Below are 17,090 nucleotides of genomic sequence, written 5' to 3'. Positions count from 1 at the left end.
ACTCCCAAACCCTCAGGCCGCCTGCTTCGCCCGGCTGGCCCGCTTGCGATCATGCGGATCGAGGAAGCGCTTGCGCAGCCGGATCGACTTGGGCGTGACCTCGACCATCTCATCGTCGTCGATATAGGCGATCGCCTGTTCGAGCGTCATCTTCTTCGGCGGGGTGAGGCGGATCGCATCGTCCTTGCCGCCCGATGCGCGGAAGTTGGTGAGCTGCTTCGCCTTCATCGGATTGACCTCCAGGTCATCCGGCTTGGCGTTCTCGCCGACGATCATGCCCTCGTAGAGCTGCTCGCCATGCCCGACGAACAGGATGCCGCGCTCCTCGAGCGGGCCGAGCGCGTAGCTGTTGGCCTCGCCCGAGCCGTTCGAGATCAGCACGCCGTTCTTGCGGCCTTCGATCTGGCCCTTGTGGGGGCCGTATTTCTCGAACAGCCGGTTCATGATCCCGGTGCCGCGGGTGTCCGACAGGAATTCGCCGTGATAGCCGATCATCCCGCGCGAAGGCGCCGAGAAGGTGATGCGGGTCTTGCCGCCGCCCGAGGGGCGCATATCGGTCATCTCGGCCTTGCGGATGTTCATCTTCTCGACGACCGTGCCCGAATATTCCTCGTCGACGTCGATGATCACGGTCTCGTACGGCTCGGTCTTCTTGCCGTCCTCGTCGGTGCCGAACAGCACCCGCGGACGGCTGATGCCAAGCTCGAAGCCCTCGCGGCGCATCGTCTCGATCAGCACGCCGAGCTGGAGCTCGCCGCGGCCGGCCACTTCGTACGAATCGCGGTCGTCGGCTTCGGTGACCTTGATCGCGACGTTGCTCTCGGCTTCGCGGAACAGGCGGTCGCGGATCATCCGGCTGGTCACCTTGGTGCCCTCGCGGCCCGCCATCGGCGAATCGTTTACCGCGAAACGCATCGACAGTGTCGGCGGATCGATCGGCTGAGCGTGGAGCGGCTCGGAGACCGAGGGGTCGCAAATCGTGTTCGAGACGGTGGTGTGCGTCAGCCCCGCGATCGAGATGATGTCGCCCGCCTGCGCTTCGTCGGTCGGCACGCGCTCGAGACCGTGGAAGGTCATGATCTTGGTCGCACGCCCGGTCTCGACGATCTTGCCGTCATTATCGAGGCTGTGGATTGGCTGGTTGGTCTTGACCGAGCCCGAGAACACCAGGCCGGTGAGGATGCGCCCGAGGAAATTGTCACGGTCGAGCAAGGTCACGAGGAACTTGAACGGTCCGTCCGGATCGGCCGAGGGCGGCGGCACATGCTCGATGATCTTGTTGAACAAGGGCGCCAGCGTGCCTTCGCGCAGGCTGTGATCGTCATTGGCATAGCCGTTGCGGCCCGAGGCATAGAGCACCGGGAAGTCGAGCTGCTCGTCGGTCGCCTCGAGGCTGACGAACAGGTCGAACACTTCGTCGAGCACTTCCTGGATGCGCTCGTCGGGGCGGTCGACCTTGTTGACCACGACGATCGGACGCAGCCCGAGCGCGAGCGCCTTGCCGGTGACGAACTTGGTCTGCGGCATCGCGCCTTCTGAAGAATCGACCAGCAGGATGACGCCGTCGACCATCGACAGGATCCGCTCGACCTCGCCGCCGAAATCGGCGTGGCCCGGCGTGTCGACGATGTTGATCCGGGTGCCTTCCCAGTCGACGCTGGTGCACTTGGCGAGAATCGTGATGCCACGCTCTTTTTCCAAGTCATTGGAATCCATGGCTCTTTCTTCGATCCGCTGATTGTCGCGGAACGTGCCGGACTGGCGGAAGAGCTGGTCGACGAGCGTGGTCTTGCCGTGATCGACGTGGGCGATGATCGCCACGTTGCGGAGGTTCATGCGTATATCCTGATTGCCGCAAAGGTGCGGTTTCGCGGGCGCCTTTAGCGCAATTTGTGCGTTGCGGGAAGAGCAGCCCGCGCTAGGGATAAACACATGGCCGAACCATTGAGCATCCTCGTCATCATGGGCAGCGTACGCGAGGGGCGCATGGCGCTGCCGGTGGCGAAATGGGTGCTCGAACAGGCAGCTGCGCGCGACGACCTCGCCTGCGCGCTGGTCGACCTCAAGGATTGGAACCTGCCCTTCTATCCCTTCGCGCACGCGCCCGCGCAAGGCAATTACGTCGATCCGCTCCAGATTCGCTGGGCCGAGAAGATCGCGTCGGCGGACGGCTACATCCTGATCTGCCCGGAATATAATCACGGCCCGCCCGCGGTGCTCAAGAACGCGCTCGACTTCGTCTATGCCGAATGGAACCGCAAGCCGGTGACCTTTGTCGGCTATGGCGGCAACGGCGCCGCACGCTCGATCGAACAGCTGACCTGCGTCGCGCGCGAGCTGCAGATGGCCCCGCTCGAAGCCTCGGTCCACGTCATGGGCGTATGGGGCAAGGTGAAGGACGGCCTGTTCGCCGGCGACGACAAGGATATGCGCTGGACCGGGCATTTGTTCGACGAACTCGTCTGGTGGGGCCGGGCGCTGAAGGCGGCGCGCTGACCTTGGCGAGGGCGCCAGGGTGTACTATTTAACTGCTACACTTGGATAGCTGACGCTTAGCCCTTATGGATGGTCGCAACAGCTTTGGAGATTTGAGCATGGCGACCGAGACTGCAGTAGCCGAACAGGAGCTGGTACTCACGCCACCGAGTCCCGTGGCAGTGGTGGCGCCTGAAAAGGCCGCCGGTCTGGTGCCGGTGGAAGACACCAAGAAGAACGAGCTCGAGAAGCGGGTCGAGGGGTTCATCGACGATCTGATCGCGCAGGACGTCAACTCGCCCGAATTCGGCAAGCGCGTCGATGCGATCGCGGCGATGGGGCAGAAGGAGATCCGTGACGCCGCGGGCCAGTCCAATCGCTTCCTCGACAGGCCCGTGCGCGCGATGAGCACCGACACCGGCGTCGGCGCCGATCTGCTCCAGCTGCGCAAAACCGTCGAAGAGCTCGATCCGGGCCGCAACGGCAAATTGATCGGCGGCAATGACGGGTTCCTGTCGAAGCTGTTCGGCGGCTCGCCGCTCAAGCAGTATTTCCGCAAATACCAGTCGTCGCAGAGCCACATCCAGGCCATCCTCAAGAGCCTGTCCAGCGGCAAGGACGAGCTGCTGATGGACAATGCCGCGATCGACACCGAGCGCGCGAACCTGTGGGCGGCGATGGGCCGGCTCGAGCAGATGATCTATCTGTCCAAGGCGATGGACGCCAAGATCGAGGACAAGGCCAACGAACTCGATCACACCGACCCAGCCAAGGCCAAGGCGCTGCGCGAGACCGCGCTATTCTATGTCCGCCAGCGCACGCAGGACCTGCTCACCCAGATGGCGGTGACGGTGCAGGGCTATCTCGCGCTCGATCTGGTCAAGAAGAACAATGTCGAGCTGGTGAAGGGCGTCGACCGCGCCTCGACCACCACGGTTTCGGCGCTGCGCACCGCGGTTACCGTCGCGCAGGCACTGACCAACCAGAAATTGGTGCTCGACCAGATCACCGCGATCAACACCACCACCGCGGGGCTGATCGATTCGACCGGGCAATTGCTCAAGAGCAACACCGCGGCGATCCACGAGCAGGCGGCGAATTCGACGATCCCCGTCGAGACGCTCCAGCGCGCCTTCCAGAACATCTACGACACGATGGACGCGATCGACACCTTCAAGCTGAAGGCGCTCGACAGCATGAAGACCACGGTCAACACGCTCTCGAACGAAGTCGAGAAGTCGAAGGGCTATATCGCCCGCGCCGAGGGTGCCGCGCAGAACCAGGGCGGCGGCGCGACCGACACCTTCAAGCTGGAGGCGATGTAAGCCCGTGACCGATGTCGACCGTTTGAGCGCACGCGCCGAGGAACTGATGGAGCGTGCGCGGGCGCGCGCGCCTTCGACGGCGGCCGACAAACGGCTCCGTCGCCGGCGCGAGGCCGAAGTGGTCCGGCGTGTCGGGCGAATCGCGATCGCCGACGGCGCGATACTCTTCGGTGCGATCGTCTTTGCGCTTGCCGTGGCGCCGCTGGGTATCATGGGGGCGATGCTCGTCGCCTTGCTGCTGGTCGCCGCGACGCTGTTCTTCGCGGTCCTGCCGGCGGGGAGCGGCGCGCCGGAGGTCGAGCAGCTCGCACAAGTACCGCTCAAGGCATTGCCGCGTACCACCGAGCATTGGCTCGACACGCAGCGGCCCGCCTTGCCCGCCCCGGTGCACGGTCTGGTCGATTCGATCGGAGTGAAGCTCGAGTTCCTCGCGCCGCAGCTCGCATTGCTGGATGAAGCTTCGCCCGCGGCGGGCGAGGTCCGCAAACTGGTGGGCGAACAATTACCCGAGCTGATCAAGGGCTATGCGCGGGTGCCCGAGCCGCTGCGCCGGGTCGAGCGCAACGGGCTCACCCCCGACCAGCAGCTCGCACAGGGGCTGCAGGTGATTGACGACGAGATCGCCCAGATGTCGACGCAGCTCGCCCAGGGCGATCTCGACCTGCTCGCAACGCGCGGCCGCTATCTGCAGATCAAATATCAGGGCGACGAGGTAGGCGGCGCCTGAACCCATCCGGCGCAGCGCGCGTCGAAGTCACGGGCGAGCATACCGAGGCTGACCGAAGCGAACCGCGCGAGCAGCAGCGCCTCCGCCTCGCCCAGCGCATCCGCCACGGCTTCGTTGACCAATTTCTCGACGAGGCAATCCGGCTGATCCGATTCGGCGCCGATCGCGAACAGCTGCGGCCCGCCCACGGCGCGATGCACGTCGAGTAGCGACACCGAATCGAGATCGCAGGCGAGCAGCCAGCCGCCGCCATGCCCCTTCTCCGAGCGGACATACCCCGCATCGCGCAGGCCCGCCATGGTGCGGCGGACCACCACCGGATTGGTGCGCAGCATCGCCGCGATCATCTCCGACGTCATCGGCCCCTCGTGCCGCGCCATGTGCAGCAGGACGTGGAGCATTCGGGAAAGGCGGCTGTCGCGTCGCATCGCTCGATCCTTGGACCCTGCACCGGAATTGGCAAGCAGCGCCGTTCATGCTACATTTGATGTTACATGATTCGCAGGAGTTGCCAATGCGCCGAATGAACGACCCCGATCGCTGGAACGAGATGGCGAAACATTATGAGGAAACCGCGCACCCGTTCACGGCGCCCTTCGCCGAGGCGGCGCTCGCGCGGATCAAGGTGACGCCGCAAACGCGGCTGCTCGACGTCGCGACCGGCACCGGGGCGCTGGCGCTGGCGGCGGCGCGGGCGGGCGCGCAGGTGCTGGCGACCGACTTCTCGTCAGGCATGGTCGCGCGCGTGGCCGCGCACGGCCTGCTTAATCTCGAAGGCCGGACGATGGACGGACAGGCGCTCGACCTGCCCGATGCGAGTTTCGACGCGGTGTTCTCTGTGTTCGGAGTGATGATGTTCCCCGATTGGCGCAAGGGCCTCGCCGAGATGGCACGGGTCACCCGGCCGGGCGGACACGGCGTGGTCGCCACGTGGCAAAGCCAGGGCGCGGCGACCCATCTTCTGCTCGGGCAAGTGGTCCGCGCGCTGTTCCCGGATCGCGAATGGCGCACCGGCCTTCCCGAAGGCCTGACGATGCTCGGCGATCCCGAGCAGCTATCGACAGAAATGGTTGCCGCCGGGTTCGGCGCTCCGGGCATCGAGACGATGACTCACGATTATCTGCTCCGGATGACCAATCTCGATCCCGAGACCCAGTTCGGGCTGAGCGAGGATTGGGCCACGCTGCGCCCCCAGGACCAGAAGGCGGTGATCGACGAGGTCCGCCGCCGCGCGGACGGCAGGGAGGTGCTGCCCATTCCATCGACCGCGCTCATCGCGCTGGCCATCCGCCCTGACGTTTGAGGGCAAGCGCCGGGAAGCGGCACCGACCGCGACCTGACATCCCGACGCCGCGCACGGTTGCGCGACAAAAGGATGTTCTCGATGCCCAGATTTTCGAACAAGGTAATACTCGTCACCGGCGCCAGTTCGGGCATCGGGCTGGCGACGGCGCGGCTGCTCGCCGCCGAGGGCGCCAGACTGGTGCTCTCAGGGCGCAGCGCCGATGCCCTTGCCGAGCTCTGCGCGGAAATCTCGGCGACGGGTGGCAAGGCGGAAGCGCTGGCCGGCGATGTCCGCGACGAAGACACGGCGCGAGCGCTGGTGCGTATTGCGGAGGATCGCTTCGGCGGGCTGGACGCGGCGTTCAACAACGCCGGGATTGTCGGCGATATGGGCCCCCTCGAGGAATTGCCGCTCGAGGCGTGGCGCACGCTGGTCGACACCAACGTCACCGGCGCGTTCCTCGGCGCCAAGCACCAGATCCCGGCGCTGCGCCGGCGCGGCGGCGGCGCATTGCTGTTCACCTCGAGCTTCGTCGGGGTCGGCGCCGGATTGCCCGGCATGGCGGCCTATGCCGCGACCAAGGCTGCCTTGGTCGGCCTCGCCCAGGGGCTCGCGGTCGAGCATGGCGAGGGGGGCATTCGGGTCAACGCGCTGGTCGTGGGCGGTACCGACACGCCGGCCAACACCGCGCGCGGCGCCGGACCTGAAGTGCTCGAATTCATCCAGAAGCTCCACGCGCTGCGGCGGCTCGCCGAGCCCGAGGAGATCGCCCGCGCGGCGGCGTTCCTGCTTTCCGACGAAGCGAGCTTCGTCACGGGATCGGCGATGGCGGTCGATGGCGGCGCTTCGGTCACCAAGACCTGAGCTTCAGCGCTTGCCGATCGCTTCCTTCGCGCGATCGGCAAGCCGCGCGACCGCGGCGGTGTGAATGCCGGGGCTCGTCGTCAACACCCCGAACGCCTGCGCGTCGGGCGTGTTGAAGGCCAGCGGCCGACCGAATGCGTCGCTGACCGAGGCGCCGGCCTCCTCGGCGAGCAGCACCGCCGCGGCGATGTCCCATTCATTGCCCCAGCGGATCGTCGCGAGCAGATCGGCCTCGCCCGCCGCGACCATCGCGATGCGCAAGGCGATCGAATTGGGCTTGGCGACCGTCACCAGATCGTGATCGACCTTGGGGAGCTGGTCGGCCGGCACGCGCGCTCCGGCCAGTTCAGTGCGCTCGGTCACGCGCAGGCGCTCGCCGTTACGGAACGCGCCCGCCCCCGCCTGCGCGGTCCACACTTCGTTCCGCGCCGGCGCATCGAGCACGCCGATCACCGGCCGCCCCTTGTCGACCAACGCGACCGACACGGCCCAACCCGGCCGCCCGCGCAGATAATCGCGTGTCCCGTCGATCGGATCGACCACCCAGATCCGCTCGGCATCGAGCCGCGCGGCATTGTCGATCGTCTCTTCGGACAACCAGCCGGCGTCGGGAAGCAATTCGCTCAACCGGTAGCGCAGCATCCCGTCGACCTCGAGATCGACCGCGCAGACCGGATTGCCGGGCGATTTCTCCCAGCGTCGGAAATCGGTGTCCCACAATTTGATCGCGAACCGCCCCGCATCGGCGGCGATGTTCTCGACTTCGGCGGCCAGATCACGCACCGGCGATGGTCATCCCGTCGATGCGCAGGGTCGGCGCGTTGATGCCAAAGCGGAACTCGAGATCGTTGGCCGGGGTCAGCGCGAGGAACATGTCCTTCAGGTTGCTCGCGATCGTGATCTCCGAGACCGGGCGGGTGATCTCGCCATTCTCGATCAGAAAGCCCGCGGCGCCGCGGCTGTAATCGCCGGTAATGCTGTTGACCCCTTGCCCGATCAGCTCGGTGACGAGGATGCCGCGCTCGATCTCGCCAACCAACGTCTCGGGCGGAATGCTGCCGGGCTGCATATAAAGGTTGCTCGGCGCGACGCCCGGCGCACCGGCACCGCCGCGCGCGGCATGCCCCGTCGGCTCGAGCCCCAGCTGCCGGGCCGAGGCGCTGTCGAGCAGCCACGTCTCGAGCATGCCTTGATCGATCAGCTTGATCGGGAGCACCGGCAGGCCCTCGCCGTCGAAGGGCCGCGAGCGCAGTCCGCGCGGGCGGTGCGGATCGTCGCAGATCGTCACGCCTTTCGCGAAGACCTGCTTGCCGAGGCAATCGAGCAGGAAGCTCGTCTTGCGCGTGATCGCCGCGCCGGAAATCGCGCCGAGCAGATGTCCGACCAGCCCTGCCGAGACGCGGCGATCGAATATTACCGGCATCGCGCCGCTTTGCACTTTGACCGGATCGAGTCGCGCCACTGCGCGCTCGCCCGCCAGCCGGCCGATCGCTTCGGGTGCGTCGACCATCGCGGCGTGGCGCGCGCTGTGATGCGCATGATCGCGCTCCATCGCACCGCCGCTCCCCGCGAGCACGCTCGCCGAGACGCCGTGGCTGGTCTGGGCATAGACGCCGGTGAAGCCGTGGCTCGTCGCGATCGCCATGACCGAACGGCTGGCGCCCGCGCCGGCTCCTTCGCTGTTGGTCACGCCCGGGACGGCGCGCGCGGCCTCCTCGGCGGCAAGCGCGCGCAGCTTCAACACCTCGGGCGCCTCGTTCGCGCCGTCGTCGAGGTCGAGCAAAGGCGGGCTGCCGTGCAGCAGCCGCTCCTGCGGGGCGAGGCCGGCCCATTTGTCCTCGGGCGCCTCGCGCGCCATCGCAATCGCGCGCTCGACCAGGGCGTCGAGCGCATCGGTGCTGAGGTCCGAAGTCGAGACGCTTGCCGAGCGGTGCCCGACGAAGACGCGCAGGCCGAGTTCCTCGCTCTCCGAACGCTCGACATCCTCGAGCGCACCCATCCGCACCGACACCGACAGCGAACGATCCGCGGCGAACACGGCGTCGGACATATCGGCGCCCGCCGCGCGTGCACGATCGACGATGTCATGGACGCGTTCGCAGGCTTGGGACTCGGTCAGCATCGCAGCGACTTAGGGAGCCTGCCCCGCAAGGTCAAAGCGTCTGACCAACGACGAAGCAGGCGGCGAACATCAACAACCCGGCATTGCGGTTCGAGCGGAAGCGATGGAGCGCATTGGCACCGTCGGCGGGGACCAAAGTCGCCACCTGCCAGCCGAGATGGAGCGCCATCGGGAGCAAGGCCGCAAGTGCCAGCGGATCCGGGCGGAGCTGCCAGATGGCCGCGCCCCAAAAAGCGAGGGCAGCCGCATAAAAGCCGGCGACGCCGCCGCGGACCCGGCTTCCCAGTCGCCGTGCCGAGGAGCGGACGCCGACCAGTGCATCGTCCTCCACATCCTGCAGTGCATAGATCGTGTCGTAGCCGATCACCCAGAAGATGCAGCCGACGTAAAGCAGCAATCCCGGGAGCCGCGCACTCTCCGGCGCTTCAGCCCAGCCGACCAGAGCAGCCCAGGAGAAGACGAGCCCAAGCCACGCCTGCGGCCACCAGGTGATTCGCTTCATGAACGGATAGGCGGCGACCAGCGCGAGGCTGCTCAACGCTACGACTGCACCCGGCGGCGTGAGCTGAACCAGAACGACCAGCCCGATCAGGCACAGCGCCAGCAGCCAGATCCACGCCGCGCGAAGCGAGACCGCCCCGCTTGCCAGTGGCCGGCTGGCAGTTCGCGCCACCTGTCGGTCGAGGTCGCGATCGACGATGTCGTTATAGACGCAGCCGGCGCCGCGCATCGCGATGCTGCCAAGCAGGAACCAGAGGATCAGGTCCCAGCGGGCCAGCGCGTTGCCCGACAGCGTGATCGCCCAGGCGCCGGGCCAAAACAGCAGCCACCAGCCGATCGGCCGATCGAACCGGGCAAGCAGCGCGAAGGGGCGCAGGGCGGCGGGGAGCATCCCGACCAGCCCGCGATGTTCGGTGTCGGGGACGATTTGCGCCGGTTGTACCATGCCAACGCTTCTTGGACGGGCGGCTGCAAAGATCAAGCAGGCCTGTTGAACCGTGTGGACGGATCGGCCAGAGAGTCGCCATGCGCGCGCTCTGCCTCGCTCTTGCAGCCACATTCCTGACCGCGGCACCCGCATTTGCCTGCTCTGTCGTGTCGGGCTATCGCGTGCCGACCAGCCTCACGCTTGCCGACCGCGCCGACACCATCTTCGTCGGCACCGTCATGGGAGAGCGCAGGGAGGCGGATGGATCGGGAGGCGTGGTGCTCGTCCGCCCGACCCTGTTGCTCAAAGGCAGCGCATTGCCGCAGCAAGTGGCGCTTGGCGGCTGGCTCGCGAAGGCGCGGGAGATGATCACCCGCAGCGATCCCCGGGAACTGAGACAACCCAATTCCGATGCGCTGGGCGGCGGGTGTACCCGCTACGTTTTCGCGAAGGACATGAAGCTGCTGCTGTTCTTCGAGCGCAAGGCAGGGAAACTGGTTTTCGCCGGCTATCCTTTCGCGCGCGTATCCGAAGACGTGCCATCGGATGACTCGCGTTGGGTGAAGGCAGTACGGACCTATGTTGCAATCGCCGCATTGCCGGGGAGCGAGCGGAAGTCCGCGCTGATCGCGAGACGCGACGCGCTGCGTGCGCAGCCAGGGGATACGGACGCCGCGGCCATCGCCGACGACATTGATCGGGAGCTCGCTGCCCAACGCACGCCTCCGTTCGATTGAAATGCCCGCAACCCCCGCCTGGCCGCCGCAATCCACTCCGCGCCTGTTCGTCGAGACCGAACTCGCGCCCGGCCCGCTGCGCATCGATGGCCCGCCCGCGCATTATCTGATCCAGGTGATGCGGCTGAAGACGGGCGATCCGGTCAAGCTGTTCGACGACATCACCGGCGAATGGCTCGGCATCGCGCAGGCGGTCGGCAGGCGGGATATCGTGCTCGATGTAGTCGAAAGGCTGCGCGAACGCGAGCCGGTGCCCGATCTGTGGCTGTGCGCCGCACCGATCAAAAAGGGTCGGATCGACTGGGTCGCCGAAAAGGCATGCGAGCTGGGCGTCGCACGGCTCGCACCGGTGCTCACGCGACGCGCCGTGGTTGACAAGCTAAACCTCGGTCGGCTGCGCAGCCACATGATCGAGGCGGCCGAGCAATGCGGCCGCACCGCGCTGCCAGAGCTGGTCGAGCCGGTGAAGCTCCCCGCGATGCTGCGCGACTGGCCCGTCGAACGCGCATTGTTCTTCGCCGACGAGACCGGCGGCATGCCCGCGCTGGAAGCGATGCGCGCCCGTCCCGGCCCCGGCGCGATCCTGGTCGGCCCCGAAGGCGGCTTCGACGCCGAGGAGCGCGAGGCGATCCGGGCGCATCCGAAAGCGATTGGAATTGCGCTCGGTCCGCGTATCCTGCGCGCTGAAACCGCGGCAGCGGCCGCCGTAAGTCTTTGGATGGGAACGGTCGGCGATTGGTGACCGAACGGTATGAAATTGCGACTGGCGCGTGTCCTCACGCGCAGCTAAAGGCCCGCGGATGAGCACGAAGACCGTTTCGGACAGCAACGCAGCGGTCATCGAGGATCGTGCCCAGCTGGTGGACTATTTCGCTCGCGGCGAGAAGCCGAAGGACCGCTGGCGGATCGGCACCGAGCACGAGAAGTTCGTTTATTGGAAGACCGCCGATCACCGCGCGCCCAGCTATGAGGAGCCCGGCGGCATCCACGCGCTGTTGATCGGCCTGACTCATTATGGCTGGAAGCCCGTTTATGAGGGCGACAACATCATCGCGCTCTCCGGCCCCGACGGCGCGATCAGCCTCGAGCCCGCCGGCCAGTTCGAGCTTTCCGGCGCTCCGCTCGAGAATTTGCACGAGACCTGCGCCGAGACCGGACGGCACCTCCAGCAGGTCAAGGAAGTCGGCGACCGCCTCGGCATCGGCTTCCTCGGTCTGGGCATGTGGCACGACAAGACCCGCGCCGAGCTGCCGATCATGCCCAAGGGCCGTTACAAGATCATGCTGAGCCACATGCCGCGCGTCGGCAGCCTCGGGCTCGACATGATGCTGCGCACCTGCACGATCCAGGTGAATCTCGATTATGCGACCGAAGCCGATATGGCGAAGAAGTTTCGCGTCGGGCTCGCGCTCCAGCCGCTGGCGACGGCATTGTTCGCCAATTCACCGTTCACCGAAGGCAAGCCCAACGGCTTCCTCTCCTTCCGCAGCAACATCTGGTCGGACACCGATCCGGCGCGCACCGGCATGCTGCCCTTCGTGTTCGAGGACGGCTTCGGCTATGAGCGCTACACCGACTATGCCCTCGATGTGCCGATGTACTTCGTCTATCGCGACGGCAAATATATCGACGCCGCCGGACAGAGTTTCCGCGACTTCCTGAAGGGCGAACTCCCCGCTTATCCCGGCCACAAGCCGACGATCGACGACTGGGCGGATCATCTTTCGACTGCCTTCCCCGAAGTGCGGATGAAGCAGTTCCTCGAGATGCGCGGCGCCGATGGCGGGCGATGGGGGCGGATCTGCGCGCTGCCGGCCTTCTGGGTCGGATTGCTCTATGACGATGCCGCGCTCGACGCGGCGTGGGATCTGGTCAAAGGCTGGTCGATGGACGAGCGCGAGACGCTGCGGAGCGCAGTGCCCAGGCTCGCGCTCGACGCGCCGATCCCCGGCGGCGGCAAGCTCAAGGACATCGCCGGCGAAGTGCTCGACATCTCGGCCGCCGGCCTCAATGCCCGCGCCCGGCTCAACGCCTCGGGCGACAATGAGAGCGGCTTCCTCGACCCGCTGCGCGAGATCGTGCGCACCGGCAAGGTCCCGGCGCAGGTGCTGCTCGACCGGTTCAACGGCGAGTGGGCCGGGGATATCACCCGCGTCTACGAAGAAGCGAAATTCTAGAGCGTTCCAGGGCGTAGGGCCGGCTCGCTCGAAATCCTCCCCCGCTTGCGCGAGGGAGGAATATCACGCTCGCCGTCAGTTCGACGGTGCGAGCTTGGTATTGAGCACCCAGCCGACATTGTCGTTCTCGTCGGCGACTTCCCACCACAGGCCGTTCTTGGTGCCAGTAGGATAGACGATCGCGCCCGCAGGCAGCGTCCGCAAGACCCTGGCTGACGCCGAGGCGGACGCGCGCAACGCGACGGGAGCCTGCGCAGTGAAGGTCTTGGTCGGCGTGGCGCCGGCCGTACCTGCGTCACCGTCGCGCACCAGGCCGAGGCCGGTGACCATCCGGCTATACGCCTGGATGAACGACAATGTGACGATGCGGCCGATGTCGGTGTTGTCATAGCCGCCGCCGACGGCGCCGCCGATCGCGAGGAAGCCGCCGCCGCCGAACGACAGATTGTTCTTGGCGGCATAGCCCTCTTCGACTGCGATCGTCTCGGTGGTGCGGACGTTGGTCAGCGAGAGCTGGGTGTTGGCTTCCATCTTCTTGCTCTTGATGCCGCCGAGCAGCCCGCCGACGCGGCCGCCGACCAGTCCGCCGATGCCGGCCGCAGCACCGCTGCCGCTGACATTGCTGTTCGCGCTCTGGATCTCGGCGACCAGCACATAATCGGCCGCCTTGATCTGACCTTGGCCGACATTGGAGCCGCGCTGCATACCGAGGCCCGCGCCGATGTTGCGCTCGCGCGTCGCGGCATTGAGGCCGGTGCCGCGATCGACGATGTTGAAGCAGCCCGAACGCTGGACGAGCACGCGCAACAGCTTCTGCGGCGGCGCCAGCTGGTTCTGGGTCCAATAGCTGGGATCGTCACCGTCCATGATCGCGACCGTGCCGAGCTTGCGCGCGCAACGCGGCACGTCGGACGCGGCGGCTTCCTGCATCTTCTGGCCCTTGGAGGCGCGCGCACCCTGCGCGGCGGCCGGCGTCACCGCCAAGGCCGCGGTTGCCACCGAAACTGCGAACAGCATCGCTTTCATCAGATTCCCCTTTGTGATCACATGCCCACTGACTTGCGGCATATGGGCGAAACGACCCAAAGGCTAGTCCCGCGCGACCAGCCGAGGGCGGTTCGCAGCGCTCAACGCCGGCCGAGGATCCGGTCGAACAGGCGCGGCACCGGCGCATTCCGCGCCATCCAGGCGGAATATTCCTGATAGGCCGGATCGCTGCCGAGATGGCGTTCCTCGGTCTGCGCGCGCCAATAATAGACTCCGCTGACGCACGCCATCACTGCAGCGTTGCGCACCGCATCGTGCCAGCCGGTGGTGGCGAGGAACGGCATGGTCGAGAGCCACCAGAAGAGGTTCTTCGAGAGATAGGCCGGGTGCCGGGTCCAGGCATAGGGACCATGGGTCAGCACGCCGCGATGGGTGAGATTCGAGAAGCGCAGCCCGAAGGCAATCGTCGCCCAGGCGTAGATCGCAGTGAGCGCGACCAGCACCGCGCCGAGCGCCGGCAGCAGCCACGGAAAGCTCCCCAGCCAGTGCGACCAATCGGCGCTGCCCTGATGATAATCGAGCGGCCCGCCCTGCCCCATCAGCAGGAACGGCGGATAGCAGATCAAAGCCGCGGTCCAGCCGGCGGCGTAAGGGTTGGCGGTGCGGATGTGCGAGTCGAGCGGGCGCAGCGTGAGGATGTAGCCGGCAGTGGCGAACGCGACGTCGGCCACGAACATGAAGGTGACGCAGTACATCGCCAGTGCAACCGGGTTCCGCAGTACCGTCATCGGGTCGATCGATATGAATTCCGCGAAACCGGGCGGCACGATCGCGACCATGAAGGCGAGGAAGAACGCCTTCACTGCCCAGCTGCGCAGATGATTGAAGATTGCCTCGCGGTCCCAGCCCTCGACGCCCATCGCCCATGCGCCGAGCGACCAGGCGCCGTCGCGCGGCTCGGTCAGCTTGCGGTCGAGCCAGAGCACATAGGGCACCGACAGCGCGAACAATGCCGGTGCGATCGCGACGAAGCACGACATGGCGAACGGGTAATTGGCGTAACGCGTGTCCCACCAGACCCGGCCGAGCGCGTAGATTGCGGCGATCGCCCCCCAGGTCAGCCACAGCCCGGTGAGCTTGGTGACCGAACCATCGAGCGTCTCGCGCCACGGCCGCTTCAGACTCCAGTCGATGCCGGTCGAGGGATTACGGTGCACCTTGTCGACTGCGAGCGACCAGACCACCATCGGCAAGGCGCAGGCAAGGACGTTGACCAGCGCCGCATAGGGGCCGTTCATGCCGAAATGGTGCGCCACGATCAGCCAGGCGGTCATCCCGGCCAGCCCGACGAAACCGACGGCGCCGCTCACTGCGGAGCGCGGGCGCGGATCGGCCTTGGCGCGCGAGGCCAGAGCGGGGTCGTGATACATGGCCGAAACCTCTAGCCCGCAATGGTTAGGGAGCCGTGAAGGCTAACCGCCAGCCCTTTACCTCCCGTAATTCAACGGCCTAAGAGCCACTATCTCCTCGTGGACAAGAGGTCCTTCCCAATGCTTCGTGCGCTTTCCGTCGCTGCCCTGCTCCTCGCCACCGCCGCGCCCGCGCTCGGGCAGAATTCGGCGCCCCAGCCGGCACCGTTCGTCGATACGATCCCCGAGGCGCGCGACACGGCCTATCCCGGCACGATACTGCTCGACATTGATGCCACCGACACCCAGCGCGGCATCTTTCGAGTCAAGCAGACCATCCCCGTGGCGAAGAGCGGGCACCTAGTTTTGCTCTATCCCAAATGGCTGCAGGGCAAGCACGGTCCGCGAGGGGAGATCGAGAAGCTCACCGGATTGCAGATCAGCGCGAATGGCAAGCGCCTGCAATGGAAGCGCGATCCGGTCGACGTGTTCGCCTTCCATATCGACGTGCCCGGCGGCGCGAAGAAGCTCGACCTCGAATTCCAGTTCGCCTCGGCCACGTCGAGCGATCAGGGGCGCATCGTCATGACCCCGGCGATGATGAGCCTCCAGTTCAATTCGATGAGCCTCTATCCGGCTGGCTATTATGTCCGCCGCATCCCGGTGCAGGCGCGCGTGAAATATCCGGAGGGCTGGTCGGCCGCGTCGGGTCTGCCGTCGAAAGCGACCGGATCGACCTACAATTACGAGAAGACCAATTACGAAGTGCTGGTCGATTCGCCCGTGCTCGCCGGTCGCTATTACCGCCCGATCGAGCTCAGCCCGCGGGTGACGCTCGACGTTTTCGCCGACACTCCCGAGGAGCTCGAGGCCAAGCCCGAGCAGATCGAGGCGCACAAGCGCCTCGTCGATCAGACGGTGAAGACAATGGGGTCGCAGCCCTACGACCAATATCACTTCCTGCTCTCGATCAGCGACGAGTTGGGCGGGATCGGGCTCGAGCATCACCGCAGCTCCGAGAACGGCGTGAAGCCCGGCTATTTCATCAAATGGGACGACAACCCCACCGGCCGCAATCTGCTACCGCACGAATTCACCCATAGCTGGGATGGCAAATATCGCCGCGGCGCCGACCAATGGGCGCCCGATTATCGCACGCCCACCCGCGGCTCGCTGCTGTGGGTCTATGAGGGCCAGACGCAGTTCTGGGGCTATGTGTTTCAGGCACGCTCGGGGCTGGTGAGCAAGAACGACACGCTCGAATCCTATGCGAGCATCATGGCGAGCCTCGACAATCGCAAGGCGCGCGAGTGGCGGCCGATGGGCGACACCACCAACGATCCGGTGATTTCCGCGCGCGCCCCGAAAGGCTGGGTGAGCTGGCAGCGCTCGGAGGATTATTACAACGAGGGCCTGCTGATCTGGATGGAAGTCGATTCGGTCCTGCGCGAGCAATCGAAGGGCATGAAGTCCATCGACGATTTCGCGCGCGCCTTCTTCCAGGGCCGCGACGGCGATTATGGCGAAGTGACCTACACTTTCGACGATGTCGTCCGCACGCTGAACGCGATCCAGCCTTATGACTGGCGCACCCTGCTCGATCAGCGCGTCAATCAGGTGTCGCAGCGCGCGCCGCTCGCCGGATTCGAGCGCAACGGCTACAAACTGGTCTATACCGAGGAGCCCAACAAGGCGACCGGCAAGACCGTGGTCGATCTCGCTTACTCGCTGGGGCTGACGCTCGGGCCGAAGGGCATCACCACCGTCGCGTGGGACAGCCCGGCCTTCGAGGCGGGCGTGGATCTGGGCGACGAGATCGTCGCAGTGAACGGTCGCGCCTATACCGGCGACCGGCTCAAGCAGGCGGTCAAGGAAGCCAAAGGCGGCAAGGATCCCATCAAGTTGCTGCTGAAAAGCGGCGAGCGCTACCGTGAAGTCGCCATCGACTATCATGGCGGGCTTCGCTATCCGCACCTCGTGAAGACGGCCACGGGAGAGGCTGGCCTCGACAAGCTGCTCCAGCCCCGCTGAGACGGGACGGAGACGCCAACCAA

The 17,090-nt window shown here is 66.1% G+C and carries 16 protein-coding genes; 9 read left to right on the top strand and 7 right to left on the bottom strand.

Features of this window, described 5'->3' with window-relative positions; all coding sequences use genetic code 11:
- Positions 1 to 12: 12 nt before the first annotated feature.
- The gene (gene typA / locus CVN68_RS19035) at positions 13 to 1,836 is read right to left on the bottom strand and encodes a translational GTPase TypA (RefSeq protein ID WP_100283590.1); all 1,824 of its coding nucleotides are present in this window, start codon (positions 1,834 to 1,836) and stop codon (positions 13 to 15) included.
- 96 nt (positions 1,837 to 1,932) lie between these two features.
- Here typA and CVN68_RS19030 point away from each other — a divergent pair, with 96 nt between their 5' ends.
- The 3 genes from CVN68_RS19030 to CVN68_RS19020 all read left to right on the top strand — a co-directional run bounded on the left by CVN68_RS19030 (position 1,933) and on the right by CVN68_RS19020 (position 4,527).
- Positions 1,933 to 2,496: an NADPH-dependent FMN reductase gene (locus CVN68_RS19030; RefSeq protein ID WP_100283589.1), complete on the top strand. Its 564-nt coding sequence runs from the start codon at positions 1,933 to 1,935 to the stop codon at positions 2,494 to 2,496.
- 98 nt (positions 2,497 to 2,594) lie between these two features.
- On the top strand, positions 2,595 to 3,800 hold the full coding sequence (locus CVN68_RS19025; protein WP_100283588.1) for a toxic anion resistance protein: 1,206 nt from the start codon (positions 2,595 to 2,597) through the stop codon (positions 3,798 to 3,800).
- Positions 3,801 to 3,804: 4 nt separating this feature from the next.
- On the top strand, positions 3,805 to 4,527 hold the full coding sequence (locus CVN68_RS19020) for a hypothetical protein (protein WP_100283587.1): 723 nt from the start codon (positions 3,805 to 3,807) through the stop codon (positions 4,525 to 4,527).
- Here CVN68_RS19020 and CVN68_RS19015 read toward each other — a convergent pair.
- Positions 4,500 to 4,955: an Rrf2 family transcriptional regulator gene (locus tag CVN68_RS19015; protein WP_100283586.1), complete on the bottom strand. Its 456-nt coding sequence runs from the start codon at positions 4,953 to 4,955 to the stop codon at positions 4,500 to 4,502. The two genes, CVN68_RS19020 and CVN68_RS19015, sit on opposite strands and share 28 nt — an antisense overlap.
- Before the next feature lie 86 nt (positions 4,956 to 5,041).
- Between CVN68_RS19015 and CVN68_RS19010 the strand changes: the two genes are divergently transcribed.
- Both CVN68_RS19010 and CVN68_RS19005 read left to right on the top strand, forming a co-directional pair.
- Entirely contained in the window at positions 5,042 to 5,830 is a 789-nt protein-coding gene (locus CVN68_RS19010) for a class I SAM-dependent methyltransferase (protein ID WP_100283585.1), read from the top strand.
- A gap of 81 nt (positions 5,831 to 5,911) precedes the next feature.
- Positions 5,912 to 6,676: an SDR family oxidoreductase gene (locus tag CVN68_RS19005; protein ID WP_100284539.1), complete on the top strand. Its 765-nt coding sequence runs from the start codon at positions 5,912 to 5,914 to the stop codon at positions 6,674 to 6,676.
- A 3-nt stretch (positions 6,677 to 6,679) separates the two neighbouring features.
- Here the strand turns inward: CVN68_RS19005 and CVN68_RS19000 are convergent, their stop codons facing one another.
- Genes CVN68_RS19000 through ubiA form a run of 3 tightly spaced genes read right to left on the bottom strand, consistent with a single transcriptional unit; the run spans position 6,680 to position 9,744 of the window.
- Positions 6,680 to 7,459, bottom strand: coding sequence for a 3'(2'),5'-bisphosphate nucleotidase CysQ (locus tag CVN68_RS19000; RefSeq protein WP_100283584.1), 780 nt, complete (start codon positions 7,457 to 7,459; stop codon positions 6,680 to 6,682).
- Positions 7,452 to 8,798 carry a TldD/PmbA family protein gene (locus CVN68_RS18995; protein WP_100283583.1) on the bottom strand — a complete coding sequence of 449 codons (1,347 nt, stop codon included), beginning with the start codon at positions 8,796 to 8,798 and terminating at the stop codon, positions 7,452 to 7,454. Before CVN68_RS18995 ends, CVN68_RS19000 begins: the two co-directional genes overlap by 8 nt.
- Before the next feature lie 31 nt (positions 8,799 to 8,829).
- Positions 8,830 to 9,744 carry a 4-hydroxybenzoate octaprenyltransferase gene (gene ubiA / locus CVN68_RS18990; RefSeq protein ID WP_100283582.1) on the bottom strand — a complete coding sequence of 305 codons (915 nt, stop codon included), beginning with the start codon at positions 9,742 to 9,744 and terminating at the stop codon, positions 8,830 to 8,832.
- Between the two features lie 80 nt (positions 9,745 to 9,824).
- Between ubiA and CVN68_RS18985 the strand changes: the two genes are divergently transcribed.
- Genes CVN68_RS18985 through CVN68_RS18975 form a run of 3 tightly spaced genes read left to right on the top strand, consistent with a single transcriptional unit; the run spans position 9,825 to position 12,640 of the window.
- Positions 9,825 to 10,463, top strand: a complete 639-nt coding sequence (locus CVN68_RS18985) for a hypothetical protein (RefSeq protein WP_158298958.1) — start codon at positions 9,825 to 9,827, stop codon at positions 10,461 to 10,463.
- A gap of 1 nt (position 10,464) precedes the next feature.
- Positions 10,465 to 11,205, top strand: a complete 741-nt coding sequence (locus CVN68_RS18980) for a 16S rRNA (uracil(1498)-N(3))-methyltransferase (RefSeq protein WP_100283580.1) — start codon at positions 10,465 to 10,467, stop codon at positions 11,203 to 11,205.
- A 58-nt stretch (positions 11,206 to 11,263) separates the two neighbouring features.
- Complete coding sequence (locus CVN68_RS18975; protein WP_100283579.1) at positions 11,264 to 12,640, top strand: glutamate--cysteine ligase; 1,377 nt, start codon at positions 11,264 to 11,266, stop codon at positions 12,638 to 12,640.
- A 75-nt stretch (positions 12,641 to 12,715) separates the two neighbouring features.
- Here CVN68_RS18975 and CVN68_RS18970 read toward each other — a convergent pair whose 3' ends face one another.
- Complete coding sequence (locus CVN68_RS18970; RefSeq protein WP_100284538.1) at positions 12,716 to 13,666, bottom strand: SH3 domain-containing protein; 951 nt, start codon at positions 13,664 to 13,666, stop codon at positions 12,716 to 12,718.
- A gap of 101 nt (positions 13,667 to 13,767) precedes the next feature.
- Positions 13,768 to 15,057 (bottom strand): methyltransferase family protein, encoded by a 1,290-nt coding sequence (locus CVN68_RS18965; protein ID WP_199560131.1) that lies wholly within the window; start codon positions 15,055 to 15,057, stop codon positions 13,768 to 13,770.
- Between the two features lie 120 nt (positions 15,058 to 15,177).
- On the opposite strand from CVN68_RS18965, the gene CVN68_RS18960 reads away from it, so the two are divergent.
- Entirely contained in the window at positions 15,178 to 17,067 is a 1,890-nt protein-coding gene (locus tag CVN68_RS18960; RefSeq protein ID WP_100283578.1) for a M61 family metallopeptidase, read from the top strand.
- The last annotated feature ends 23 nt before the right edge of the window (positions 17,068 to 17,090 follow it).

It is taken from the genome of Sphingomonas psychrotolerans (assembly GCF_002796605.1).
Lineage (GTDB): Bacteria > Pseudomonadota > Alphaproteobacteria > Sphingomonadales > Sphingomonadaceae > Sphingomonas > Sphingomonas psychrotolerans.
This window is presented reverse-complemented; position numbering and strand designations above follow the sequence as displayed.